Origin of the sequence: Citricoccus parietis (assembly GCF_042433045.1) — a bacterium.
GTDB classification, from domain to species: domain Bacteria; phylum Actinomycetota; class Actinomycetes; order Actinomycetales; family Micrococcaceae; genus Citricoccus; species Citricoccus parietis.
In genome coordinates, this window is record NZ_JBHLWH010000014.1 from 178,715 (window position 1) to 203,521 (window position 24,807).

A 24,807-nucleotide genomic window follows, 5' to 3' on the forward strand; every position below is an offset into this window, starting at 1 on the left:
CGGGGTGTACTCGGGCATGTTGCGGGGGGTCCCGTCTTCGTTGCTCATGCGACTCACACTCGAATCCGGGGGTCGAGGACGGCGTACAGGATGTCTGCCAACAGGTTGAAGAGGACGGCGGCCGTGCCCGTGACCAGGAAGAAGGCCATGACGGGCGCGGGGTCCACCTGTTCCAGGCCGGTGCGGAACAGTTCGCCCATGCCCTTCCATCCGAAGACCTGCTCGGTGATGACCGCGCCGCCGATCAGGCCGGCGAAGTCGAAGGCCATGATGGTGGTGATGGGGATGAGCGAGTTGCGGAAGGCATGCTTGAGGATGACCTGCCGTTCGTTCAAGCCCTTGGCCCGTGCCGTGCGGATGTAGTCCTGCTGGCTGACCTCGAGCATGGAGGCCCGTGTGTAGCGCGAGTAGCTGGCCAGGGAGATCAGGGCGAGCAGGATGGTCGGCAGCAGCAGCTGGGTGCCCTTGTCCAGGAAGTCCTCCCAGAACGTGCCGGCGAAGTTCGGGGTCTCCGAGCCGATGGTGGCGATCGGGCGTCCCACGATCTCCAGGTAGGACGGCCACGAGCGGAAGAGGTGCTCGACGATGATCAGTCCGCCCATCACCACGGCGGTGAACACGGAGACCAGGGTCGCCGCGCCCTTGGAGTACCCGCCCATCAGGCGGCCGATGGCGATGGCCACACCGATGGCCACCACGGCGAGGATGAGGATGATCAGCCAGTTCGGATCCCACAGCAGGCCATAGGTGGCGTAGTAGGCGACCAGGCCGAGCACGGCTGTGGTCAGGCCGGCGTACAGCACGCGGCGGTTCTTGAGGCCCGCTCCCAGGACGGTGGCCCCGACGGCCGCTGCCACGCCGACCAACGTGATCACGACCGGCCCGAGCTGCGGATAACGGGCGAAGTTCAGCCAGTCCATGTAGGGCAGGGCGACACAGGTGAAGGCGAAGGCGCCGAGGAAGGTGAACAGCCGGCGTCGGGCATTTCCGGCCAGGATGGCCTGCAGGGCGAGGCCGAGGACCAGGCCGACGACGATGATCGTGGGCCAGGAGAATCCGGGGTCCGGGCTGGCGAGCCAGTCATTGAAGCCGATGGCCAGATACTCCTTCAGAAGTACGGCAGCCCAGAAGACCGGCAGGGAGAAGAACATGAAGGTCAGGAAGGTCACCACATAGTCGATCCCGGAGTACTGGCGGATGGCCGTCAGGATGCCGATGAGGACGCCGAAGACCATGGCGATCACGGTGGCCAGCACCACGAGCCGCAGGGTCGAGGCCGCCGCCAGCCCCAGCAGGTCGATGACCTGCTGGCCGGAGCGGTTGGTGCCGAGGTCGCACTGGCCGATGACGCATTTGCCGACGCCGGTCAGCCAGTCCCAGTACCGCGCGTACCACGGCTGGTCCAGCCCCATGAAGTCGATGCGCTGTTCGATCAGGTACTCGCGGTTGTCCGCATTGGACTCCCGGAGGTCCTTGAGCGGGTCACCGGAGTTGATGGTGAGGACGAACAACAACAGGGAGGCACCGAGGAGTACCAGGAATGAGCTGCCGAAGCGGCGGAGGATAAATTTCAGCACAACGGGGCGTTGCCTTCCATGCAAGGAGGGGAAACAGCTGGGGCCCGGCCGGCGATGGTCGGGCCCCGACTGCGGAGGCGTGTCAGGAGATCAGAGAGACCTGATCAGCTCACGCACTCACTCGACACGTGCCCACTGCTCCGCGTTCCACACGGCCCCGGTCTGGGTGGCAGTGTTGCGGACGTTGGCGATGTCCGCGGAGTGGGCCACGATCCCCGGGTGGGCGTACAGCGGGATACCGAAGAGGTTGTCCCACAGGGCCTTCTCGATCACCTTCACCTGTTCGGCGTGGACCTCCGGGTCCACCGAGCTGGCAAGGGTGTCCCAGGCGGCGTCGACCTCTTCGTTGGAGAACTCGCCGTAGTTCTGAGCGCCCTCGGAGTGGTAGATGTTGCGGCCGGAAGCGATCTGGCCGGAACCGGACCATGCGAACAGGGCCACCTCCCAGTCGCCCTGCGGCTGGACCACGCCGAAGAAGTCGGCGTGGCCGGCGTCGATGACGTTGAAGCCCGCCTCATCGCAGGAGGACTTGATCATGGCGACGGTCTCGGCACGGCGGGGGTTCGGCATGCTGTAGCCGATGCGGACATCCAGGTTGGACTCCCCCGACTCCTCGACGAGCTGGGTGGCACGCTCCATGTCGACCTCGTCGTACTGGCCCTCATAGGAGGCGTCCACGACCTCCTGGTAGCTCTCCTGGAAGGGGAAGACCTCGCGGGCGTTCATGACGATCGCCTCGGGGTCCAGCGGCTTGATGAGGTTGTCCACGATGTTCTGCCGCGGCACGCACAGGGCGAAGGCCTCGCGCAGCTCCGGGCTGTCCGCGAAGAGCGAGTCCTCCATGAAGTTGAAGTCCAGGTGCTCCCATGTCAGGGAGGCGTCCTGCTGGATGACGATCTGATCTCCCAGGCCCTTGAGCTGCTCAAGGGTGTCCACGGTGGCCTGCGGCTCGATGACGTTGAGGTCACCGTTCTGCAGGGCCTGGACGTGGGTGTCAGCCGCGGCGAAGCGGATGACCAGCTCCTGGGTGGCCGGCGGGGTGCCCCACCACTGGTCGTTGGCCTCCAGGGTGATGGACTGGCCCGGTTCCCAGCTCTTGAACTTGTACGGACCGTTGGAGGGGGCGATCTCCTCGGACGGCAGCTCACCCGGCGAGGTGTTCCAACCGGTGTTCCAGAACTCGGCGGCCGGGGCCAGCGCCTCGGCATCCTCGTTCTGGATGGACTCGATCATGGCGTCCATGCCCATGCCGGACTGCTCGGCGACCACGTGGGCCGGCTGCGCGGCATCGAGGAGGATCGGCCAGTCGGCATAGGGCTCCGCGAAGGTGATGGTGAATTCCTTGCCAGCCGGATCGCCCTCCGGCGCCTCCGGGACGCGGCCACCGAACTCCTGGGCGATGGCATTGAACAGTGGCGTGGCGTTCTCGCCCTCTCCGGTGGCGATCCGCGGGTTCTCCGCACCCCACTTGAGGATGTAGTCCGCGGCGGTCACCGGGGTGCCGTCGGACCACACGGCGTCCTCATTGATCGTGTACTTGACCTGGAGCGGATCATCGGAGATCTTCTCGTAGGTGCCGTACTCCTCGTTCTGGTAGATCTCGCCGTCGGTGCCGAAGTACGCGAAGGTCGAGATCATGCGCTCGGTGATCGCGTTGTTGTAGGTGGAGTAGGTCTCCGGGGTCATGGAGTTGTAGGAGATGAACTCGTCCTCGCCCACGGAGTAGGAGATCGAGCCGTCCTGGGTCTCGATATCGCCGAGGTCGGCCATCCCGGTGTCCGTGGGTTCGACCGTGAGCTTGTTGCCGGCTTCGCCGGTGAACACCTCACCATTGCTGCCTTCCGGAGCGGGACTGCCGGAGTCGTTGTTCTCGGCCGGACCACCCGGCGCGCAGGCGGTCATGACGAGTGCCGAGCTGGCCAAGAGGGCAGCAGCGGCAGAAAGCTTTGTGTACTTCATCAAAGCGTCTCCATTCGAACAGGTGCGAGACGTGGGGTTGCTCCCGATCCGACCCGGTATGGGGTGGGAGGGCCGGTCCGATTCCGGCGCCCAAGCGGGATTCCGCTTCGGCAACAGAGGGTGAGCAGCACCACAAGGTGTGAAAGAGAATAGCCCCGCAACATACGAAAGCAACATTGAATAGTCCGCCGAAGAGCCAATCGTTACCATCCCGTAACTTAGCCGGGTGTCCCGTAATCCCGCGTGTTTCCGGGGCGTTACAGCAGGTGACTATCTATGTAGACAATGTCCTCGAAACGGGTGTTTCACATCACCACCCGCAGGTTTCCGCCGAAAGTGACCCCTGCCGCAGGCCGTCCGGCCAGGCCTGCGGCTCCGGCTCAGCGAGGAAGTTGCGGGCCTATCGGGAAGTAGGGCAGGTAGGACACTCCGGAGATGTTGTATTTGAACTTGATCCCCATGATGATGCGGATGCCCACGTGCATCCCCCACGCCCCGGCCGCGAACAGCTGACCCAGCCGGCGGTTGACCAGGGACAGGGGCGCCCCGAGCTCCACGGCCAGGGACACGACCGCCATCACGGTGAACAGCTCCTTCTGCCGGTACAGCGCGGCCCCGGCCTCCGGCTTGGTGGAGCCGAAGAGGTCCTTGCGCATCCCGTCCACGGCGATCTGGCCGCGCAACACGTCTCCCCCGGCCCACTTCAGACCGAGCGGTCCGCGGACCTTCGCCATGCCGGAGATGAAGTACACCACCACAGTGGCCACGTTCATGGCGGTCGGCACAGCCCCATAGGCACGGTGGTAGCGCTGGGGGAAGAGGGTGCCATCGCGCAGCAGTGAGTCGAGGCTGAGGGCATCTGCGGACCGCGTGGTACCCAGGACCATCTGGTGCATCGTGAGCATGTTGTCACTGTGCAGAAGCATGGTCCAGGAGTTGCGATAGCTGATGGTCCACAGCTGCAGGGCCGCATTGAGCGGTCCGGTGAACTTGTGACCCACGCCCAGGGTGGCGGCGATGTTCACGGCCTGGGCCGCATCGAAAATCCCGTCGGCCACCCGCGGCGGCAGGGGCTTCTTGAGGATCTTGACCACTCCCACCGGAGTGAACTGGGAGGCGTCCTGGGCATGGAGCCTGCGGAACATGGCCCGCCGCCTGATGTTGTGGACCGCCGAGAAGATTCCGGTGGCCACCCTCAGCACCGCGGGGCGGATCGGCTGGGCCGCGGGCCGCAACAGGTCGACGGCCTTCTGGAACGCCGGGGAATCGAAGGATGGGAAGGTGTTGCCGGCGCCGTTCACGGTGTGGCCTCCTGCTCGGTTGCGGTGCGGGGTGCGGTCTGGACGGTGTTCTCGGTGACATAGTCGCCTGCGGTGTTGCCGGTGCCGATCGGCCGCGGCGGGACGTTGCCCAACTCGGAGCGGGCCATGGGTCCGGTGGGCGGCCCCTGTGCATCCTGCGTGTCGTCATGCCGGGTCTCGGCCACGGCCGTCGCGGTCCCGCCGACGTCGGCCCGCGCATGGACGGTCTCCATCTGCGGAGTGGTGTTGCCGGCAAAGTAGGTGTCGAAGAAATACCGCGACCGCACGATCTCCACGCGGACGATGCCGGCTTCCTTGCGCCGCCTCAGGGCTGCGGGGCTCGCGCCCTGACCCGCGGCTCGGCGTTGCTGTTCGGCCAGGGCGTCGGCGTAGCGCTGGGCGACCTCCACCGCGCGGCCCTGGCGGACCATGCGGGTGATCTGCTTGCGGACCTGATTCAGCCCACCGGCACCGAAGTGACTGTAGTGCGGGACGATCCGTTCGCCGTCGGCGGTGAATCCGGCCACGTGCGGGATCCGGGTCCGGTCCTTGCGGTCATCGGAGAACATCGGATAAGTGGACAGCGGGAAGGAGTCCTCCTCGTTCTTGTCCTTGCCGTTGAAGTAGTGGCGTACAGGAGAGAGCAACACGGCCGCGAAGGCGACGCCGGCCGCCAGCGCCCAGAGGTCGCGCTCCGCCGCGCGCGGTGCCGGAACGATGGCCCTCACCGCCGCCGGCAGCGCAGCCGGGTGGAGTGACGCGGGGATGGCGGACCGGCTCACGGCGGCAGTCAGGTCTGCCGCAGAGAGGCTCTGTGAGATGCGGTGCGAGAGGTCGTGCGAGAGGTCGATGGTCACGATCGATCCTTTCGGTGTGGGTGCGGGTGGAAACGGATACGGGTGAGTGCGATAGGGGCGGATGCGGATACGAGTGGGTACGGCTGAGACGGTGTGGGTACGGCGAGCAACGGGTCCGGGGCAGAGCGGCACTGCGCGGCCGGGCCGCGTCAGCGGTGTGCGGCGGCGTCGGCCATGGCGGCCCGGGCAGCGTGGAGTCCGGCCATGCCGTGGACTCCCCCGCCGGGTGGCGTGGAGGAGGAGGCCAGGTACAGGCCGGGCGTGGAGGTGCGGTGTGGGCTGAGGACCGGTGCGGGGCGCAGGATCTGCTGCAGCCCGCCCATGGACCCTCCGGCCACGTCCCCTCCGATGAGGTTGGGGTTCCAGGACTCGAGGGCCGACGGCGGGGTGGCCACCCGGTGGACGATGCGGTCCCGAAAACCGGGGGCGAAGCGCTCGATCTGCGATTCGATCAGGTCATCGACCGGGGCGTCGTAGCCGCCGGGCACGTGGGCATAGGTCCACAGCACGGTCTTGCCGGCGGCCTCACCGGTCGCCCGGGACGGATCTGCCCCCTGCTGCTGGCAGACCATGACGAAGGGCTTCTCCGGGATCCGTCCGGCCTTGGCCTCGCGCTCGGCGTGCTCCATCTCGGCGAGCGACCCGCCCACGTGGACGGTGCCGGCACCACCGACCCGCGGGTCCGTCCACGGGACCGGTCCATCGAGCAGGTAGTCGATCTTGGACACCCCGGTACCGTATCTCCACCGCTTCAGGTGGCCGGCGTACCGATCGGTGAGGTCGGCGCCCTTGAGCTGCAGCAGCTGCCGAGGCGTGAGGTCGAGCAGGATCGCATCGGCACCAGCGAACTCACCGAGGTCGGTGACCTCGTGATTCAGGTGGATGCGGCCTCCGTGGGCGTGCAGGACGGAGGCCAGCGCGTCCGCGATCCCCTGGGAGCCACCCCGGGCGACGGGCCAGCCGCGGGTCATGCCGAGGGCCCCGAAGATCAGGCCGAAGGCCGAGGTCAACAGGTGTGAGGGCGGCAGGATGGCGTGGATCGAGGATCCCGCGAACAGGGCCCGGGCCGGCTCGTCGCGGAAGATCGTGCGGCCGAGGGCCCCGGACGGCCAGAGAGCACGCACCCCGAACCTCGCCATGCTGACCAGGTGCGGGGGCAGACGGACCAGGGAGGGCCCGAGGATGTTCTCCAGGTGGGCGTCGATGTTCCCGACCAATGGTGCGTGCAGCCGCTGCCAGGCCGCTCCATCACGGCCCAGTCCACTGACCGTGGCCTCCATCGAGTCCTGCAGGAGGGCCGCGGGCCGCCCGTCGAGCGGGTGCGCCATCGGGTATTCGGGGTGGAGCCATTCCAGGCCGTGATCGGTCAGGCCCAGGTCGCGGAAGACAGGACTGGCCACCCCGAAGGAGTGCCCGGCCGCCCCCAGGTCCACGATCGTTCCCGGCCCCAGGAGGTCCGTCGACGCGGAGGCGCCGCCGTAGGCTGAGTGGCGCTCATAGACGTCCACCGCCCAGCCGGCCCGGGCCAGCACGGCGGCAGCGGTGAGCCCGTTCGGCCCGGAGCCGACGACGACGGCCCGCCGGCCGCCGCTGGTACGCGCCGCCTGCGTACCTGCACTGTTCTGCGGTGTGTGCTGAGCCATGGAGTCTGCTTCCGTCCTTTGAAGATCCTGTGAATATCCTGCAGGGTCGGAATGAGACGTGGATGAGCCGTGGATGAGATATCGATGAATGCCGCGCTCAGTCGTCGGATGCCGCCCGGCCTGTCCTCTCCCCTGACTCTGTTGACTCTGTTGACTCTGTTGACTCTGTTGACTCTGCAGACTCTTGCCGGCCAGAGCCGGCGTCGGCCAGGTCCTGCGGATGGGTGGCCGGGTCCAGGGGCGCACCGGACTGGTAGACGGCACGCGCCAGGGTGTTCGAGGCCAGGGAGGACACGATCACCAGGGCGCAGATCGTCACAGCCGCCATCATCAACGTCCACCACTCGAAACCGTCCCGGCCGGTCAGGTGGACGAAGATCCCGATGACCACCAGGGGCAGTCCCATCCCGGCGGCCGGGGAGAAGACGTTCATCATCTGCAGCGCGTCCTTGGCCCGGAGCATGGACACGGCGGAGAGCAGCACCAGCAGGGCCCCGCCGAGGATGAGCACGGCGGCTGTCAACTCATAAACCTCGAATCCAGCCATCAGCGTTCCCCCCTCGTCAGGATGCGGGCCAGCGCCACGGTCGCCAGGATGCCCAGGAAGGCTGCCAGCATGGCGGCGTCCTGGATGATGGCCGAGCCGGTCTGGATGCCGATGATCATCAGGATGCCGAGGGCCGCGAAGTAGACGAGGTCACCGACCACTGCCCGTTCGGCGGCCGAGGTGGCGGAATAGATCCGGAACATGCCCAGGACCACCGCGACGGCGAGGACGCCCATGGCCAGGACCAGCAGGAGGTCAGGGACGGAGTCGATGCTCATGGGCGCCGCCCCCTTCCTGCTCCGGGCTCTGTTCCGGGTCCCGCTCCGGGTCCCACTCCGGAAGCCCCTCCGGATCGGGTTTCCCAGCCGCTGCCCCGCGTCATCCTCAGCAACCGGTCCTCCATCTCCCGCAGTCCATCTCGCACGGAGTCCCGGTCCGAGTCGAACACGGAGTGCACGAAGACCGTGGCCGGTTCGGTGTCCGTGCCGTGCGCCGTGCCGACCACCAGGGTGCCCGGGGTGATGGTGATGGACGAGGCCATCCACGTCACCTCCAGGTCCGTGGCACAGCGCAGGGGAAAGCCCACGATCGACGGTTCGGCGAACGTTCCGGGCGTGAGGGCCCGCCGCGCGACCTGCAGCGAACCTGAGATGACCTGGCCGATCAGCCAGACCAGATAGCGCACCATGTTCCAGGTGCTGAAGCGCCAATGGTCACTCATTCGCTGCCACCTCCCAGGACAGCCTCCACATAGGGGCCGGTCTCGAACAGGCCGGCCGCGGCCGTCTCGATGAACGGCATCAGCGTACCGGCGAAGACGAAGAGCAGCACGGAGACCCCGATCATCACCACACCGGGAGCCAACAGCCGGCCCGGGATGCGGACGGAGTCCGGCACCGCCTCCTCAGGGCCTCGATCCCGGCTGCCGTCGGCCAGGACCGGCCGATACGTGCGCAGCGGCTCGCCCGCGAAGGACCTGCCCCACAAGCGTTGCAGGGCCACGAGGGTCGCCACGGAGGCCAGCACGATCGCGGTCAGGAACACCGGGGCGTACCACTCGGGGTTGCCGCCACCACCCTCGGGCCCGGCCACCGAGAGGGCCAGCCCCAGCTTGGCCCACAGGCCCGAGGTCGGCGGGAGACCGGCCAGGGACAGCAGACCGAGGGCCACCACCACGGCGGCCAGCCGGTCCCGGTGCAGCAGTCCGGAGAGTTTGCCGAGGATCCCGGTGCCATAGGTCTGTTCGACGGCGCCGGCCGTGGTCAGCAGGGACGCCATGGTCACCACGTGGTGGATGAGGTAGAACAGGCCGGCGGCCACGGCAGCCGGTGACGCGATGGCCACGCCGATGAGGATATGGCCCACCCCGGCGATCATCTGGAAGGCCATGACCCCGCGGAAGCGGCTCTCTCCGAGGGAACCGAGCGCCCCCATCACCATGGTGGCGAGCACGACGACGGCGATCACCACCGCGACCGTGGTCGCGGTGCCGTGGGGGGCCGGCGTCGTGACCGTGCTTCCGGCCGTGCCGGCCGAGCCCCCGGGAGCGAACGCGGTGAAGTAGATCCGGAAGATCGCGTACAGCGCGACCTTGGTGTGGAGCGCGGAGAACAGCGCCATGATGCCGGCCGACGTGCCCGGATAGGCGCGCGGCATCCAGCCGTGGACGGGGACCACGCCGGCCTTGATGGCCAGGGCCAGCAACACGACCGTGACGGCCAGCGCCACCTGCGGGTCCTCGCCGGCGCGCCCGGCCAGGGCGGCCAGGTTCACGGTGCCGGCCGAGCCGTAGACGAGACCCACGCCCATCACCAGGATCGCGCTCGTGACGAGGTTGACGATCACGAACATGCGGCTGATCCCCAGCCGGCGCCACGAGCCGGTCACCGCGATGAGCGCATAGGAGGGCAGCAGCATGACCTCGACGAACACGAAGAGGTTGAACAGGTCACCGGTCAGCAGGGCGCCGTTGACGCCGGACATCAGCATCAGGGCCAGGGCGGGAACGAACCGCAGGCGGTCCTCACCGGACGCGGTGAGGAACCAGCACGAGGCGGCGGTGGCCAGGCCGGTGGTCGCCAGCATCACCGCCGTCAGGGTGTCCGAGACGAACGGGATGGCGATCCCGCCCTCATAGCTGCCGATCGCGCTGGCCAGGACCGGGGTGTCCCCGTGGTGGATCATCAGCGCGATGGCGGCGGCCAGCACCAGCACCGGGACGGCGATGATGAGGACGCGGTCCAGCATCCGGCGGCGCAGGATCACCGAGACGCCCGCGAACAGCAGGGGGACGGCCACGAAGAGCGGCAGCAGGGAACCGATGAACTGGTCGGTCATGCGCGGTCCACCCCCCGCTGGTTCTCTGGCTGGCCGTCGGACTGGCCGCCGGACTGACCGGCTGGCTGGCCGGCCGGCCGGTCGTCTGGCTGGTCGTCTGGCTGGTCGTCGTAGTCGTAGTCGTGGTCGTCGTCGTGGTCGCTGACGGTGGGCGCCCTCTCCTGGTCGTCGTTCCGGCCGATGACCGCGAGGGCGAGCATGAGGATGGTGGTGGCCATGGCGATGACGATGGCCGTCAGGACGAAGGCCTGCGGCAGGGGGTCGGCGGCCTCGGCTGCGGTGGTGCCGTCCATGAGCGGCTCGTGGCGCCAGCCGGGCACCCCGGTGGCGAGCAGCAGCAGGTTCGCGGAGTGGGAGATCAGGGTGAGCCCGAAGATGGCGCGCACCATGTCCCGCTGCTGCAGCAGCCAGACCCCGGCGGTGGTCAGCACGCCCACGGTGATGGCGAGGACGAAGGTGGAGTCGAACATGTCACCGCCCCCATTCTTCGGGCGGGACACCGGAGGAGATGTGCTGCGTCTGCGGCCGGACGGGGATGGAGCTGGTCACGGGTTCGGCTTCCTCCAGGGTGTCCGGTGCCGGGGTGTCCATCTCCCCCAGGAATGCCTCGTCCACCCGCTCCCGGGTGCTCTCGCCGCCCTCCTGCTCGGCGGAGGCCGGCGCCGTGCCGAGGACGTTGAAGGCCAGCATGACCAGCCCGATCACGGCGAGGTAGACGCCGGCGTCGAAGATCATGGACGTGGTCACGTGCTGTCCCAGGAGATAACCGTGCTGGGGCTCCATGTAGGTCCCCGTGAAGGCCATGTTCACCAGGCCGATGACCACGGCCATCACCACGCCGCCGCCGATGAGGTACAACGGGGCGCGCGGCGGGCCGATCTGACGGTCCTTCGAGGTCGAGAGGTACAGCAGTCCGACCACGGCCGAGCCGACCAGTGCCGCGATGAACCCTCCGCCGGGCTCGTTGTGGCCGCGCAGGAAGAGGATGGCGGAGACGACCGCCAGGATCGGCAGGATGACCTTGAGCATCAGCTGCAGCTGGCTGGTGTTGCCCCACGAGTCCAGGATGGCGCGCCGGGCGGTCGGGGTGCCGAGGTCGGGACCCTCCGGGGCGTCGGAGCCGTCGTCCTCGCCAGGCGTTGCCGGGATCAGTTCCGGGTCCAGGTGGCGGTTGCGGATGGTGGAGAGGATGGCGGCGATAGCCACCCCGGTCATGCCCAGAACGGACAGTTCCCCGAGGGTGTCCAGGGCGCGGAACTCCACCAGGATGACGTTGACGATGTTGACCCCGCCCGTGATGTCCTGGCCGTTCTCCAGCAGGTACGTTCCGACCTCCGACTTGTCCCGCCGGCTGGTCAGCCCCCAGACGGCCAGGCCGGTCGCCAGTCCGGCGCTCACGGCGATGAGGGCGGCCGGCACCGCGCGCCGGGCGCGGACGCGCTGGAAGGTCCGCGGCAGCTTCTGCAGGACCAGCATGATCACGATGACGGTCAGGGACTCCACCAACAGCTGGGTGAGGGCCACGTCCGGGGCGCCGAGGGAGACGATCTGCACGGTCACCAGGATCCCGACGGCGGACAGTGCCACGGTGGCGCCGAGGCGGGAGCGGGCCATGGCCACGCCCAGGGCCGAGATGGCCAGCAGGATCAGCAGCACGACGTCGGACGCCCGGTTGAGGTTCGGCTGCAGCGGCGGCAGGACGCCGCCGGCGTTCAGCAGGAGCACGCCGGGCACCACGATGGCGGCCAGGGAGAGCACCATCATGGCCGCGTGGGAGGCGGCGGCGTCCCGGGCGGTGAGGCGGTTGACGCCTGAGCCGAGCGCCGTCAGCGCCGAGGTGGCGGACTCGATCAGGCCGGACCCGCTGAACGGCAGCTGGGCGCGTTCCAGGGCGGGCCACAGGCGGTGACGGACCGCCAGGGTGCCCAGGCCCACGGCCAACACCGCCACGGTGGTCAGCAGTTCCGGGGTGACGCCGTGCCACAGGACGAAGTGCGGGTGCACCTCCGCTCCGGGCAGGGCCGCCGTGGCCGCCGCGCCGACGGCGGTGTCCAGCAGCGGGAGGGCGAAGAGGGCGGCCACGGAGGCCAGGATCGGCAGCGCGGTGGCGCCGACGAGGATCGCACCGGGTGCGTGCCCGGCGTCGTCGTGGGAGTCGTGGGACTGGCTCAGAGCTGGTGCGGACTCCGGCGCCGGTGCACGCTGGGGATCCAAGAAGCCGCCCACCACGATCTTGGCGCAGTAGGCCACCGTCAGCACGGAGCCGAGGGCCGCACCGGCCAGGGCCACGGGGCCCGCCCAGGCGGGCAGGGCGCCGGCGGCGCCGCTGGCCGCGCCTCCAGCCGCGCCTCCGGCGGCCACCCAGTCCGTGGACCAGGCGTTGAGCGCGGTGAAGATGGACTCCTTGGAGACGAAGCCGAGCAGAGGCGGGATGCCGGCCATGGCCCCGGCGCCGAGCACCGTCACCGCGAAGGTGCCGGGCAGGGCGCGGCGCAGCGCGGGCATCCGACGCAGGTCACGGGTGCCGCTGGCGTGGTCCACCACGCCGATCATCATGAACAGCCCGGACTTGAACAGCGCGTGCGCGATGGTGTGGATCAGGGCGGCGGCGATGCCGGCCTCCGTGCCGGTGCCGATGGCGGCGACGATGAGCCCGAGCTGGCTCACCGTCGAATAGGCCATCAGCTTCTTGAGGTCGTGCTGCTGCAGGGCGCGCCAGCCGCCGACGAGGGCGGTGACGAGGCCGGCGATGACCAGCAGCACGGACCACAGCGCGTTGTCATGGAACACCGGGGAGAACCGCAGGAGCAGGAAGATGCCCGCCTTGACCACCGCGGCGGCGTGCAGGTAGGCGGACACCGGGGTGATCGCGGCCATGGCGTCCGGCAGCCAGGAGTGGAACGGGAACTGGGCCGACTTGGTCATGGCGGCGAGAGCGATGAGCAGCCCGATGGTGGTGGTGAACGCGGGGTCGGACGTCCATAGGCCACCAGCAGCCTCAGGGTCCAGGATCACCGAGAGGTCGGTGGTGCCGGCGCGCACGGCCACCAGGACGACCGCCACGAGCAGGGCCAGCCCGCCGAGGAACGTCACCAGCAGGGTGCGCATGGACGGAGCGAAGGCGTCCCGTCCTGAGCGGGCGATGAGCAGGAACGAGGCCAGCGAGGTCAGTTCCCAGCACAGGAACAGCACCATCAGGTCATCGGCGGTGACCAGGCCGACCATGGACACCGTGAACAGGGCCATGCCGAGGTAGAAACTCAGGTAGGCCGAGGGCGGCATCCCGGCGTCGAGGTACCGGGTCGAGTACACCAGCACGACGGCGCCGATGAGCAGGGAGATCAGCGTGAAGACGCTCGAGATGGGGTCGGCGGCGAAGGACAGGTCGATCCCCCACGCCGGGATCCAGGGGATGGACCACGCATTCGGTGCCGGGCCGGCGTCGACTCCCGTTCCAGCGGAGCCGCCGGCCTGCAGGGCCGGGAGGTAGAGCACCGCGGCGCCCAGGTACACGGCGGCCAGCGGCCAACCGGCGTTGCGTCCCAGCCAGCGGCAGAACAGCGGGGTGAGGATGAGTCCGACCGCCAGCAGGGCAAGCGTGAGGGCGATGGACATGCAGTTCACCCTACCCAAGCAGGGCGGCCCAGACGGCCCATGGCGGCACCGTTCAGCCGGATTCGGCGGTGGTCGGAGCGAGCTCCTTTAAGCAGTCAGGATTCAAGGACTGCTCTCGGGCCTGTTCGCTGCCAGCGAACGAATGGCGTCGGAGACCTCCACCAGCAGCCTCCGATCTGCCGGGTGGCCGCTGGCCCGGTCGGTCACCATCCCGACGGCCAGGTCCAGATCCGGGTCCGCCCAGCCCAGGCAGACGTCCGATCCGTTGTGCCCGAAGGTCCGTTCCGTGCTGGTCTGCCCCAGCGGACATCCCGCTCCGGTGCCGCCCAGTTGCACCCCGGTCCCCCAGCGGGTGGGAAGTCTGGTCCAGCCGTCCGGGCCCCCGTCCGAGCTCGGCGTACACAGCGCCTCCCGCTCCGGGGCGTGAAGCAGGTACCGGTAGAACCGCGCCAGCTCCAGCGCGGTCGTGGAGATCCCGGCCGCCGGGATCTGAGCCTGCCGGATGATCCGGCGGTTCAGGAGGGCCGCGACCACCGGCCCGCCCGGAGCGGCGCGAAGGGAGCCGTCGAACGGCAGGCAGCGGTGCAGCTCGGCATCCGGCACGCCGGGATGGACGTCCTGGAGTCCGGCCGGCTCCAGGACCAGCTCCCGCAGCAGCCCGGCCCACCCCAGGTCTCCGTCCCCACCGCTGGCCTGCCCGGTGGCCCGCCGTGCCACCTCCGCGAGGATGAATCCGAAGTCCAACGGCTGGTAGGCGGGACCGGCACCATATCTCCGGTTCCGACGCCGGCCTCCCGCCACCCGCTGCAGGGAGGCCTCGGTGCGGTGCATGGCCATCACGGCGGCCGGATAGGGCCCCGCCGAGGGGACGGCGGAGCGGTGGGTCAGGACGTCGCGGAGGGTGGTGCCGGCCTTCGAGGTCCTCTCGCTCCGCGGCCACCGGCGGCCGGAACCGTAGTCGGGCCAGTACGTGGCCACGGGCGCGTCAAGATCGAGCAGGCCTTCGCCGGCGAGCCGGTGCACCAGCAAAGATGTGAAGGGCTTGGACGCGGAGAACAGCCAGCCCAGGGCGTCGGGGCGGCAGCGGACGGCCCCTTCCACCACGGTCCGGCCGCAGTGGATCACCGCCAGCTGCACCGAGGCCCCACGCGAGGCCGCCAGCTCGAGGAGATCGGAGGCATGCACGGACCCAGCGTAATGAAGCTCATTGCCCCATGTCCCGCACCGGTATGGGGACCTCGCCGCCCTACACTCGGCTGGTGGAGAACTTCTGGCTGGCCTTCGGGCTGACACTGCTCGCCGGCCTCTGCACCGGTATCGGTGGGCTGATCTCGGTGGTCCCGCGGCGCGCGTCCGGCGCATTCCTGTCCGTCTCGCTCGGCTTCTCGGCCGGCGTCATGCTCTATGTCTCCTTCATGGAGATCATGCCCAAGGCCCTGGACTCCTTGACCGCGGCCAATGGACCGGCGGCTGGACCATGGGCTGCCGGAGCCGCGTTCTTCGCCGGGATCCTGCTGATCGGCGTCATCGACCGGCTGGTGCCTGAGCAGATCAACCCGCACGAGCCCGGGTTGGTCCACGATCCGGCTGCGGCCGTGAAGCGCCGTCGGATGATGAAGACCGGCACCGTGACCGCCGTGGCCATCGGCGTGCACAACTTCCCTGAGGGCTTCGCCACGTTCATCGCCGGACTCACCGACCTGCAGGTGGCACTGCCCGTGGCCCTGGCGATCGCCCTGCACAACATCCCGGAGGGTGTGGCCGTGGCCGTGCCGATCCGCGAGGCGAGCGGATCCCGCCGCAAGGCCGTGCGGTGGTCCTTCCTCTCCGGACTGGCCGAACCGGCCGGAGCGTTGATCGGCTTCGCCCTGCTGATGCCCTTCATGAACGACTTCACCCTGGGCCTCACCTTCGCCCTGGTGGCCGGCATCATGGTGTTCATCTCCCTCGATGAGCTGTTGCCGACCGCCCGCGAGTACGGCAAGCACCACCTGGCCATGTATGGGCTCGTGGCCGGCATGGCCGTCATGGCCGTTTCGCTGTTGCTGTTCGCGACGCTGTAGAACTGACCCATGACCACCGACCCCGGCAACAACCCGAGCACCGACACCAGCACTGCCGCCGAGGCCATCAGCGGCCGCCGGGCCGTCGGTTTCACCCTGGCTGTGCTGGCCGTGGTGTTCATCGCCATCAACCTGCGTCCGGGGGCCACCGCCCTCGGACCGGTCCTGGCCGAGGTGTCCGCCTCCCTGCAGATCAACGGCACCGTGGCCGGGGTCATCACGGCACTGCCGGGGCTGATGTTCGGACTCGTGGGATTCGTGGCCGTGAGCCTGGGTCGCCGGGCCGGGCTGTCCCTGACCATCGCCCTCAGCCTGATCGTGATGGTCCTCGGCCTGCTGCTGCGCCCCTTCGCCCCGTCCATCTGGGTCTTCATCCCGTTCACCGCCCTGGCCCTGGCTGGCATGGCCGTGGGCAACGTCCTGGTTCCCGCGTGGATCAAGCGGCACGGCGGCGGCCGCACGGTGGCCCTGATGACCCTGTACAGCATGTTCCTCACCGTGGGCGGATCCGCAGGCTCGGGCCTCGCCGCACCCCTGGCCGAAGCGGCCGGGACCACCCTGTCCGCCGCTGACCCGGCCGAGGGCTGGAGGTGGTCGCTCGGATTCTGGGGGCTGGCCGCCGTCGTCCCCCTGGTGTTGTGGTTGCTGGTGGCCCGCCGCACGGGGCACGACTTCCCGGGGACCCCGCCTCAGGATGAACCGGACCGGCCCCTGCGGTCCTCCCCCACGGCCGTGTTCCTCATGGTGCTGTTCGGAGTCCAGTCCATGAACGCCTATGTGCAGTTCGGCTGGCTGCCACAGATGTTCCGGGACGCCGGACTGGACGCCAACCTGGCCGGAGCCCTGCTGTCCGTGGTCGCGGCGCTGGGCGTGGTCGGCGGGCTCGTGATGCCCACCGTGATCGACCGGTCCCGGACCCTCGCGCCGTGGATGATCGGCTTCGGCATCGCCACCGCCGGCGGGTGGGCCGGGATGCTGCTGGCCCCGGCCGAGGGTGGCCTGTGGTGGGCCATCCTGCTGGGCCTGGGCGGCTTCGCCTTCCCGACGGCGATCGCCCTGATCCCCGCCCGCAGCCGGCAGCCACATGTCACCGCACGGCTGTCCGGATTCGTCCAGCCCTACGGCTACATCGTCGCCGCGATCGGCCCGATGGCCGTCGGATTGATCCATGCGGCCACCGGGAACTGGACCCTGGTGCTCATCCTGCTGGCCTGCTCCGGACTCGTCATGGCACTGGCCGGGCTCCGCGTCTCCGCCCGCGTCTATGTGGACGACGAGATCACGGTGCAGCGGGGCTGATCGATCACGGGTCGCCGGTCAGTAGACGACGGCCTCCTGCAGGGTGGCCTCACCCGAGCGGTCCTCGCCCGCCTCGGTGGTCCATTCGACCGTGATGACGTCCCCCACGTTGTGGTCGTTGACGATCTGTGAGAGTTCGGCGGCCGAGGTCACGGGCTGGCCGTCCACGGTGCGGACGATGTCCCGTTCCCGGAGGCCGAGCTGTTCGGCCGAGGAGCCCGGCGTCACCTCGATGACGACCGCCTGCTCCTGCTCGGTGCCCACCACGATGCCCAGGGCGCCGTCCATCCCGATGCTGACGGAGTCCGTCTCCTCACCGGAAAGGACCTGCTCCACCACATCCAGGGCCACGGTCACCGGAATCGCATACCCGTCCACCTCCTCGGCCGTCTCCCCCTGGGATGCAGCCGTGGTGATGCCGATGACCTGGCCGTCCCCGTCCACCAAGGGCCCGCCCGAGTAGCCCGGAACCACGTCCGCGCTGGTCTCGATGAGACCCGACAGCCGGGACATGTCATCGGGGACACTGGAGGAGGCCACGATCGACTCGTCCAGTCCCGTCAACTCACCGGTCACGGCGGTGAGATAGCCCTGGCCACCACCATTGCCGACGGCCGCCGTGGGCTCGCCCCGGTCCGGGAGCTCGGTGTTGATGGAGGCCGTGGCCAGGGAGGGCGCGTCCTCGATCTGCAGCACGGCGACATCATGCAGGGAATCCCGTCCCAGCACCGTGGCCGTGTAGACCTCGCCGGAGTCAGCGACGGTCACCGTGACCTCGGAGGCGTCCTCGACGACGTGGTAGTTGGTGATGGCCAGCCCGTCGCCGGTGAGGACAGCGCCCGTGCCGGTGCCCATCCCGCTCATCAGCTGGGTGTCCACCATGAGCACCCCCGGGGCATCCGTGACCCGGGAGCCCTGGTCCAGGCCGGCGTCGTCCAGGTTCGGGCCGGCAGCCCAATCCACCTGGATCCCGTCGTGGCTGTGCTGCAGGGCCTCGCCGAGGGGAACGCCTCCGGTGGCCGGTAGCGCCGGTCCGTGGTCCTGCGCCGCCACGATGTCCTGGATCTCCTCGAAGATCAGCAGGCCCACGCCACCGGCCAGGATGGCTGCGGCCAGGAATCCCGAGGCGACGATCAGGCGGTAGGCGGGGCTCCGGCGTCGGCGGCGTGGCTGTGGGCGCGGGGGCTGGTACTGCTGCGAGGGACGGTACTGCTGCGAGCGCTGGTACTGCTGCGGGGGCACGCCATAGATCGGGCCGACCGCGGGGGGCCGGTCCGGAAGGGGCGGGATCCCGACCGGCGGGCGGTCGGGATCCCCCGGGTTCTCAGGGTCGTTCACGGTACTCCGGTGATCAGGACGGGACGTGGTGGACCGGGCGGAACCAGATCAGCCGCGGACGGCGGCCAGTGCGGAGTCGTAGTCCGGTTCGGTCGTGATCTCCGGGACCACCTCGGTGTAGGTCACGGTGCCCTGCGGGTCGATAACGATGACGGCGCGGGCCAGGAGACCGACCATGGGGCCGTCGGCCAGGGTGACCCCGTAGTCCTCGCCGAAGGTGGAGCGGAACACCGAGCCGGTGGTGACGTGGTCGATGCCCTCGGCGGTGCAGAAGCGGCCGGCGGCGAAGGGCAGGTCAGCGGAGACGGCCACCACGGTGGTGTTCTCCAGGTCCGCGGCCGCCTTGTTGAACGTGCGGACGGACTGGGCGCAGACGCCGGTGTCCATGGAGGGGAAGATGTTCAGCACGATGGTGCGTCCGGCCAGGGACTCCAGGGTGACCGGAGCCAGGTCGGACCCGGTGAGGGTGAACGCGGGGGCGGGGGTGCCCTCGGCGGGCAGCTCCCCGACGGTGTTGACGGGGCTGGACTTGAATGCGGTGGTTGCCATGCGCTCCAACCTAGCGGTTTAGGCTGGCGAGGTGGAACTGCGCAGCAATGTCACCGATACCGCACTGCTCTTCGAGGGCGGTGGGATGCGGGCGTCCTATACGTCCGCCGTGGCGGTCGCCCTGCTCGAGTCGGGCATCCACCTGGACTTCGTGGCCGGCATCTCGGCCGGGTCGTCCAATACGGCCAACTACCTGGCGCGGGATCCGTGGCGGGCGCGGCATTCGTTCGTGGACTTCGCCGCCGACCCGAAGTTCGGCAGCTGGAAGACGTTCCTGCGCGGGGACGGCCTGTTCAACGCCAAGTACATCTACGAGGAGACGGGCCTGCCGGACCAGGCCCTCCCCTACCCCTGGGAGACCTTCCTGGCCAACCCTGCGACGCTGCGTCTGGGCGCCTTCGACGCCGAGTCCGGACAGCCCGTGTGGTGGGGTCGGGAGGACATCCAGGAGCTCCCCGACCTGATGGTGCGGGTCCGCGCCTCCTCCACGATGCCGGTGCTCATGCCGCCGGTGCTGCTGGACGGGCGGACCTATGTGGACGGGGCGCTGGGCCCGGATGGCGGGATCCCCCTGTCCGCTGCCATCGACGCCGGCCACGACCGGTTCCTGGCGGTGCTCACCCGCGAACGCGACTACGTCAAGGCCCCCGAACGGTTCCCCCGGTTCTACCTGCGCTACTTCCGCAAGCACCCGGCGATCGCTGAGGCCCTGCTCACCCGGTGGCAGCGGTACAACGCGACGCGGGAGCGGTTGTTCGAGCTCGAGCGGGAGGGCCGGGCCTACCTGTTCGTGCCGGAGACCATGCCGGTGTCCAACGGCGAGAAGGACGTGGTCAAGCTCGCCGCCGCCCACGAGGCCGGGCTGGCCCAGGCACGCCGGGAGCTGCCGGCCATCCGGGAGTTCCTCGGCCTGCCGGCGGTGTGATCGCTGCTGGCTGACCGCTACTGGGCGGAGTCAGGCAGCCCGAACACGCGGTCGAAGAGCCAGGCGTAGACCGCGTTGTAGATGAGGAAGAAGACGATCAGGGCCGCCTCGTAGAGGAAGGCCTCCCACAGGCTGACCTGCAGCAGCAGCGCGACGGCGGGCACCAGGACGATCACGAGGCCGAGCTCGAACAGCAGCGTGTGCAGCAGGCGGATCCGCAGGGGCCGGCCGGTGTGGCCCGAGCGCCGCTCCCAACGCTCGAAGAGCGTGTTGAACACCATGTTCCAGATCAGCGCCACCACGGAGGACAACACCCCGACGGCGGCGCTGGCGCCGGCCGGGTTGCCCATCAGCGCGAGGATGACCGTGGTGAAGCCGATGGCGAGCGCCTCGAAGACGACGGCGTAGACCACGCGGCGGACGGCCGGCGTCGGGAAGACGCGGCGACCGATCAGGGCCCGGCGGCCGCCGGGGGCCAACGGCACCTCACGTTGGACGGCGTCTGACGTGGGGTCGGTGGGCTCGACGGTGGGGTCGCGGGTGGGGTCGCTGGTGGAGTGGGGCACAGTGCCGGGCATGACGAGAAGACCTCCAAGATGTGTCCATGGGAAGTCCTCGACCGGTTTCGCGTCCATGGAAGCGGATGCTCGGCGTCGTGGACCGATCGACCGGCAGGCCCGGGGAAAACCCGAGGCTGACCGGATGCGGATCGATGGGGACCGGTGGTCCCGTGACGCCGTGTGGTGATTCTACCAAGGTTGAACCCCTGGGCCGACGCGGCTATTCCCCGTCACTCCCTGTCACGGTTCATTGGCCGTAGTCCCCGCCGCTCGGGCCCTGGGCCCGGGTCAACACCTACGATGAGGACAGACACCACCAGGCCTGAACAGAAAGAGGCTCCCACCCATGTCGAGCTCACCCATGATCATCCGGGCCGCCATCGTCGGATACGGAAACCTCGGCAAGAGCGTGGAGAAGCTGATCCGCGCCCAGCCGGACATGGACCTGGTGGGGATCTTCTCCCGACGTTCTGAGCTGGACACGGACACCCCGGTATTTCCCTCAGCCGCAGCAGCTGATCATGCGCAGGACATCGATGTACTGTTCCTGTGCCTGGGCAGCGCCACCGACATCCCGGAGCAGGCCGCCGGCTACGCCCGTCACTTCACCACGGTGGACACCTATGACAACCACCAGCTGATCCCGGACCACTACGCCAGGATGGACGCTGCGGCTCGTGAGGGCCGGCACGTCGCCATGATCTCCACCGGATGGGATCCGGGACTGTTCTCCCTGAACCGCACCCTGGCCGCCGCCCTCTTCCCCGACGCCCAGCAGAACACGTTCTGGGGCAAGGGCCTCTCCCAGGGCCACTCCGATGCTGTCCGCCGGGTACCCGGAGTGCGGCGGGGCGTCCAGTACACGATTCCCAACGAGGACGCGATCGTGGAGGCCAAGGCCGGCCGCGGCGCCGAGATCAGCGCCACCTCCGCGCACGTCCGCGAGTGCTACGTGGTGGCCGATGAGGCCGACCACGCCGACATCCGCGAGGCGATCACCACCATGCCGGACTACTTCGCCCCCTATGACACCACCGTGCACTTCATCTCCGATGAGGTCTTCGAACGCGACCACCAGGGCATGCCGCACGGCGGCCACGTGGTCACCTCCGGCGATCTGGGCGGTTCGCGCAGCTCGGTGGAGTTCGTCCTTGAGCTGGGGTCCAATCCGGACTTCACCGCCGCCTCCCAGGTCGCCTACGGCCGGGCCGCCGCCCGGCTCACGGCCGAGGGGAAGACGGGAGCGTTCACCGTGCTGGAGGTCGCCCCGTACCTGCTCTCCCCCGTCGCCCTGGAGGAACTCATCCGCCGGGATGTGTGACCGAACAGGTTGACCGAGCTGGTTGACCGAACGGCGTCGGCCGAGACTGGTGCCCGGGGCGCCGCCGGCCCTGTCATGGGTCGGCGCGCCGCCGTCGTCGTATGCTCTGAGCATGCCGATCACGCGAGATGACCGCGAGACCCTGCCCGCCTCGGTAGCCCCGGTGCCCCCGGTGCACCCAATACAACCGGGCCCCTCCGCCGTGCCATCCGCACGGCGCGTTCAGTCACGGGGCAACCGGTGAGCGGCGGACTGGTCGCCCTCCTGGACGACGTCGCCGCCCTCGCCCGCATCGCGGCGGCCTCGGTGGATGACATCGCTGCCGGGGCCGCGAAGGCCGGCACCAAGGCGGTGGGCGTGGTGATCGACGACGCGGCCGTCACGCCGCAGTACATGTCCGGGGCCGACCCGTCCCGCGAGCTGCCGATGATCAAGAGGATCTTCTGGGGCTCGCTGCGGAACAAGCTCCTGATCATCCTGCCGGCGCTCCTGCTGGTCAGCGCCTTCATCCCCTGGATCATCCCGTGGATCCTCATCCTGGGCGGCACCTACCTCTGCTACGAGGGTGCTGAGAAGGTCTGGCACAAGCTCCGCGGCCATCATGCCGAGAAGCAGGCCCCGGCCACGGAGAAGGGTCCCGAGGCCGAGGACAAGGTGATCAAGGGGGCCATCACCACTGATTTCATCCTGTCCTGCGAGATCATGGTCATCTCCATGAACGAGGTCGCCGACGAGAGCATCTGGTTCCGCGCCCTCATCCTGGTCGTGGTGGCGGTGGCGATCACCGTGCTCGTGTACGGCGCCGTCGCGCTGATCGTCAAGATGGACGACGTCGGCCTGCACCTCGCGCAGAAAGAGGGCACCGGAACGCGGCGGTTCGGCGAGATGCTGGTCAAGGCCATGCCCCGGGTCCTGGCCGCCATCACGTTCATCGGGACCATCGCGATGCTGTGGGTCGGCGGGCACATCCTGCTCCAGCAGTCGGCGGAGCTGGGGCTGCATGCCCCCTACGACCTGGTCCATGCCCTCGAGGCCCCCGTGGCCGCGCTGCCCGCCGTGGGCGGGTTCCTCGGCTGGCTGGTGAACACGCTGTGCTCGGCCGTGATCGGGCTGATCTGGGGCCTGGCCGTCATGGCCATCTTGCATCCCCTGCTCCGGCTGCTGCCGATCGGCAAGTCCTCCGAAGCCGTGGAGGACACCGGCCACGAGGAGGGCTCCCTCCGGGCCGCTGTAGCCGGTCACCGTCCGGGCCGCCGGTCTACAGCGCAGGGCCCGGGTCCGGGTCAGGGTCAGGGCCCGGAGTCCGAGCCGTCGGCCTAGCCGGCCGCTTCGCCGGATTCGCCGGACTCGACAGAGAAGGCCCACATCACGCCGAAGCGGTCGAAGGCCTGGCCGTACCAATCCCCCCAGGGGGCCTTCTCGAACGGCATGTTCTCGGACCCGCCGCCGGAGATCAGCTTGCCGATCAGCTCTCGGGCGGCTTCCGGGCTCTCCACCGTGTAGAGCAGTGAGTAAGCGGTGTCCCTGATCGGGTAGTCCTTGCCGTCCATGGAGTCGCCGCCGGCGAGTTCGCCGCCCGGCAGGGACAGGGTCACATGGGCCACCGCCTGCGGGTCTGGCTCGAAGGGCATGCCCTCCATGGGCACATCGCCATAGCGCAACAGGTCCAGCGTGCCGCCGAACACCTCATGCCAGTGCTCGAACGCCTCGGCGGTCTGCCCGGGCAGGGAGATATACGTCGCAAGGGAGGTACTCATGGGGTGCTCCTAGTTCTCGGGGCGGTGTCGTTTTCGGGGCGGTGTCGTTTTCGGGGCGGTGTCGCGCCCCATGCGGGGTGGTTCGGGCTGTGACAGGTTGTTCAGGCTGTGACACCAGCATGTTCCCTCGGGGAGAGGACCGCACCTCCGATCCTGCGCAGCCAGGCGGACAGTTCAACGAGACCCAGGGCACGAAACCGGGGGCTTGGACCGTCCAGACGGCCGGAATACAGTCGAGGTGTGAGAGCGACATCGTCGGGAACCGCATTCGTCTTCGCGGGCGGAGGTGTTCGCGGTGCCGTGCACGTAGGGCAGCTGAGAGCCTTGTTCGAGCGTGGCATCACCCCGGATCTGGTCGTCGGCACTTCCGTCGGGGCCATCAATGGCGCCGTCGTGGCCCGCGACCCGCACCCGGACGTCGCCCACGAGATGCTGCAGATGTGGCAGACGGACGAGGCCCGGGCCGTCTTCGGCCAGTCATGGACCCGCCAGGCCGGCCGGGTGGTCCGCGGCCGCACCTACACGCTGTCCGCCAAGCCCCTCGTCGACCTGATCTCCATGCACTTCCCGCCCCGCACCCAGATCGAGGACCTCGACCTTCCCTTCGTCACGGTGGCCACCTCGATCGAGCGGGCGGCGGAGCGCTCGTTCGACACGGGACCGCTGGTGCCCGCCGTCGTCGCCTCGGCCACGGTGCCGGGACTCCTGCCTCCCGCCGTCATCGATCACGAGCACTACTTCGACGGCGGCCTGGTGGCCTCGGTGCCCCTGGGACAGGCCGTCCGCCGCGGGGCAACAACGATCTACGTACTCCAGGCCGGCCAGCTCGACAAGCAGATGACGGTCCCCACCTCCATGGTCGAGACGCTCAACGTCTACGTGGACATCACCCGCCGGCACAGCTTCACCCACGCCCTGGAGCACGTCCCCGAGGGGGTCACCGTCTATGTGCTGCCCACCGGTGGCAAGCCCAAGGTCCGCGGCCTCAAGGCGCTGATGTCCCTCGAGCACACCGCGGAGCGGGCCGAACTGGCCTATCAGGCGACCTCCGTGGAACTCGACCGGATCGCCGGCATGCACCCGGCGTAGAGGTCCTCACCACCGGTCCCGGTCTCGTCCTCCGTCTCTCTCCGTCTCCGCCGAACTCGCCCCGGGCCGT

The 24,807-nt window shown here is 69.0% G+C and carries 22 protein-coding genes; 6 read left to right on the forward strand and 16 right to left on the reverse strand.

Translation table 11 applies throughout. From position 1 onward, the window contains the following. Positions 1-53 precede the first annotated feature (53 nt). The 12 genes from ACFFIO_RS05825 to ACFFIO_RS05880 all read right to left on the reverse strand — a co-directional run bounded on the left by ACFFIO_RS05825 (position 54) and on the right by ACFFIO_RS05880 (position 15,021). A complete protein-coding gene (locus ACFFIO_RS05825; protein ID WP_378040643.1) occupies positions 54-1,577 on the reverse strand; it encodes an ABC transporter permease in 1,524 nt (507 codons plus the stop codon). Between the two features lie 117 nt (positions 1,578-1,694). Then, positions 1,695-3,536 carry an ABC transporter family substrate-binding protein gene (locus ACFFIO_RS05830; protein ID WP_378040644.1) on the reverse strand — a complete coding sequence of 614 codons (1,842 nt, stop codon included), beginning with the start codon at positions 3,534-3,536 and terminating at the stop codon, positions 1,695-1,697. A gap of 380 nt (positions 3,537-3,916) precedes the next feature. Beyond that, positions 3,917-4,837 (reverse strand): HTTM domain-containing protein, encoded by a 921-nt coding sequence (locus ACFFIO_RS05835; protein WP_378040645.1) that lies wholly within the window; start codon positions 4,835-4,837, stop codon positions 3,917-3,919. Then, positions 4,834-5,694, reverse strand: coding sequence for a hypothetical protein (locus ACFFIO_RS05840; protein WP_378040646.1), 861 nt, complete (start codon positions 5,692-5,694; stop codon positions 4,834-4,836). The genes ACFFIO_RS05835 and ACFFIO_RS05840 overlap by 4 nt, the downstream gene beginning before the upstream one ends. Positions 5,695-5,843: 149 nt before the next feature. Next, positions 5,844-7,337, reverse strand: a complete 1,494-nt coding sequence (locus tag ACFFIO_RS05845; protein WP_378040647.1) for a phytoene desaturase family protein — start codon at positions 7,335-7,337, stop codon at positions 5,844-5,846. A 97-nt stretch (positions 7,338-7,434) separates the two neighbouring features. After that, the gene (locus tag ACFFIO_RS05850) at positions 7,435-7,884 is read right to left on the reverse strand and encodes a cation:proton antiporter (protein ID WP_378040648.1); all 450 of its coding nucleotides are present in this window, start codon (positions 7,882-7,884) and stop codon (positions 7,435-7,437) included. Next, positions 7,884-8,162, reverse strand: coding sequence for a monovalent cation/H+ antiporter complex subunit F (locus ACFFIO_RS05855; protein ID WP_378040649.1), 279 nt, complete (start codon positions 8,160-8,162; stop codon positions 7,884-7,886). Before ACFFIO_RS05855 ends, ACFFIO_RS05850 begins: the two co-directional genes overlap by 1 nt. Then, complete coding sequence (locus ACFFIO_RS05860; protein WP_378040650.1) at positions 8,159-8,605, reverse strand: Na+/H+ antiporter subunit E; 447 nt, start codon at positions 8,603-8,605, stop codon at positions 8,159-8,161. Before ACFFIO_RS05860 ends, ACFFIO_RS05855 begins: the two co-directional genes overlap by 4 nt. Beyond that, positions 8,602-10,221, reverse strand: coding sequence for a proton-conducting transporter transmembrane domain-containing protein (locus tag ACFFIO_RS05865; RefSeq protein WP_378040651.1), 1,620 nt, complete (start codon positions 10,219-10,221; stop codon positions 8,602-8,604). Before ACFFIO_RS05865 ends, ACFFIO_RS05860 begins: the two co-directional genes overlap by 4 nt. Next, a complete protein-coding gene (locus ACFFIO_RS05870; protein WP_378040652.1) occupies positions 10,218-10,691 on the reverse strand; it encodes a sodium:proton antiporter in 474 nt (157 codons plus the stop codon). Before ACFFIO_RS05870 ends, ACFFIO_RS05865 begins: the two co-directional genes overlap by 4 nt. A 1-nt stretch (position 10,692) precedes the next feature. Next, positions 10,693-13,836 (reverse strand): DUF4040 family protein, encoded by a 3,144-nt coding sequence (locus ACFFIO_RS05875; protein ID WP_378040653.1) that lies wholly within the window; start codon positions 13,834-13,836, stop codon positions 10,693-10,695. A gap of 102 nt (positions 13,837-13,938) precedes the next feature. Next, positions 13,939-15,021: a serine hydrolase domain-containing protein gene (locus tag ACFFIO_RS05880; protein WP_378040654.1), complete on the reverse strand. Its 1,083-nt coding sequence runs from the start codon at positions 15,019-15,021 to the stop codon at positions 13,939-13,941. Positions 15,022-15,095: 74 nt separating this feature from the next. Between ACFFIO_RS05880 and zupT the strand changes: the two genes are divergently transcribed. After that, positions 15,096-15,899 carry a zinc transporter ZupT gene (gene zupT, locus ACFFIO_RS05885; RefSeq protein ID WP_378040655.1) on the forward strand — a complete coding sequence of 268 codons (804 nt, stop codon included), beginning with the start codon at positions 15,096-15,098 and terminating at the stop codon, positions 15,897-15,899. A gap of 9 nt (positions 15,900-15,908) precedes the next feature. Next, positions 15,909-17,198: an MFS transporter gene (locus tag ACFFIO_RS05890; protein ID WP_378040656.1), complete on the forward strand. Its 1,290-nt coding sequence runs from the start codon at positions 15,909-15,911 to the stop codon at positions 17,196-17,198. Between the two features lie 18 nt (positions 17,199-17,216). On the opposite strand, the gene ACFFIO_RS05895 is transcribed toward ACFFIO_RS05890, so the two are convergent. Both ACFFIO_RS05895 and tpx read right to left on the reverse strand, forming a co-directional pair. Next, positions 17,217-18,536, reverse strand: a complete 1,320-nt coding sequence (locus tag ACFFIO_RS05895; protein WP_378040657.1) for a S1C family serine protease — start codon at positions 18,534-18,536, stop codon at positions 17,217-17,219. Positions 18,537-18,584: 48 nt separating this feature from the next. Continuing rightward, positions 18,585-19,085, reverse strand: a complete 501-nt coding sequence (gene tpx, locus ACFFIO_RS05900; protein ID WP_115931671.1) for a thiol peroxidase — start codon at positions 19,083-19,085, stop codon at positions 18,585-18,587. 31 nt (positions 19,086-19,116) lie between these two features. Between tpx and ACFFIO_RS05905 the strand changes: the two genes are divergently transcribed. Next, positions 19,117-20,010, forward strand: a complete 894-nt coding sequence (locus ACFFIO_RS05905) for a patatin-like phospholipase family protein (protein WP_378040658.1) — start codon at positions 19,117-19,119, stop codon at positions 20,008-20,010. A 17-nt stretch (positions 20,011-20,027) separates the two neighbouring features. Here the strand turns inward: ACFFIO_RS05905 and ACFFIO_RS05910 are convergent, their stop codons facing one another. Next, positions 20,028-20,588: a PACE efflux transporter gene (locus tag ACFFIO_RS05910; protein ID WP_378040659.1), complete on the reverse strand. Its 561-nt coding sequence runs from the start codon at positions 20,586-20,588 to the stop codon at positions 20,028-20,030. Between the two features lie 328 nt (positions 20,589-20,916). Here ACFFIO_RS05910 and ACFFIO_RS05915 point away from each other — a divergent pair, with 328 nt between their 5' ends. Both ACFFIO_RS05915 and ACFFIO_RS05920 read left to right on the forward strand, forming a co-directional pair. Beyond that, positions 20,917-21,891, forward strand: coding sequence for a diaminopimelate dehydrogenase (locus ACFFIO_RS05915; protein ID WP_378040660.1), 975 nt, complete (start codon positions 20,917-20,919; stop codon positions 21,889-21,891). A 240-nt stretch (positions 21,892-22,131) separates the two neighbouring features. Continuing rightward, positions 22,132-23,211, forward strand: a complete 1,080-nt coding sequence (locus tag ACFFIO_RS05920) for a DUF808 domain-containing protein (protein WP_378040661.1) — start codon at positions 22,132-22,134, stop codon at positions 23,209-23,211. Here ACFFIO_RS05920 and ACFFIO_RS05925 read toward each other — a convergent pair. Continuing rightward, positions 23,208-23,648 (reverse strand): VOC family protein, encoded by a 441-nt coding sequence (locus ACFFIO_RS05925; protein WP_378040662.1) that lies wholly within the window; start codon positions 23,646-23,648, stop codon positions 23,208-23,210. The genes ACFFIO_RS05920 and ACFFIO_RS05925 overlap by 4 nt on opposite strands. A gap of 240 nt (positions 23,649-23,888) precedes the next feature. On the opposite strand from ACFFIO_RS05925, the gene ACFFIO_RS05930 reads away from it, so the two are divergent. After that, positions 23,889-24,737, forward strand: a complete 849-nt coding sequence (locus tag ACFFIO_RS05930; RefSeq protein WP_378040663.1) for a patatin-like phospholipase family protein — start codon at positions 23,889-23,891, stop codon at positions 24,735-24,737. Positions 24,738-24,807 lie beyond the last annotated feature (70 nt).

Coding starts and splice junctions, on each gene's coding strand:
- ACFFIO_RS05830 (WP_378040644.1), bottom strand. CDS start 3,536: ATGAAGTACACAAAGCTTTCTGCCGCTGCTGCCCTCTTGGCCAGCTCG.
- ACFFIO_RS05845 (WP_378040647.1), bottom strand. CDS start 7,337: ATGGCTCAGCACACACCGCAGAACAGTGCAGGTACGCAGGCGGCGCGT.
- ACFFIO_RS05850 (WP_378040648.1), bottom strand. CDS start 7,884: ATGGCTGGATTCGAGGTTTATGAGTTGACAGCCGCCGTGCTCATCCTC.
- ACFFIO_RS05855 (WP_378040649.1), bottom strand. CDS start 8,162: ATGAGCATCGACTCCGTCCCTGACCTCCTGCTGGTCCTGGCCATGGGC.
- ACFFIO_RS05860 (WP_378040650.1), bottom strand. CDS start 8,605: ATGAGTGACCATTGGCGCTTCAGCACCTGGAACATGGTGCGCTATCTG.
- ACFFIO_RS05865 (WP_378040651.1), bottom strand. CDS start 10,221: ATGACCGACCAGTTCATCGGTTCCCTGCTGCCGCTCTTCGTGGCCGTC.
- ACFFIO_RS05870 (WP_378040652.1), bottom strand. CDS start 10,691: ATGTTCGACTCCACCTTCGTCCTCGCCATCACCGTGGGCGTGCTGACC.
- ACFFIO_RS05875 (WP_378040653.1), bottom strand. CDS start 13,836: ATGTCCATCGCCCTCACGCTTGCCCTGCTGGCGGTCGGACTCATCCTC.
- ACFFIO_RS05890 (WP_378040656.1), top strand. CDS start 15,909: ATGACCACCGACCCCGGCAACAACCCGAGCACCGACACCAGCACTGCC.
- tpx (WP_115931671.1), bottom strand. CDS start 19,085: ATGGCAACCACCGCATTCAAGTCCAGCCCCGTCAACACCGTCGGGGAG.
- ACFFIO_RS05910 (WP_378040659.1), bottom strand. CDS start 20,588: ATGCCCGGCACTGTGCCCCACTCCACCAGCGACCCCACCCGCGACCCC.
- ACFFIO_RS05915 (WP_378040660.1), top strand. CDS start 20,917: ATGTCGAGCTCACCCATGATCATCCGGGCCGCCATCGTCGGATACGGA.
- ACFFIO_RS05925 (WP_378040662.1), bottom strand. CDS start 23,648: ATGAGTACCTCCCTTGCGACGTATATCTCCCTGCCCGGGCAGACCGCC.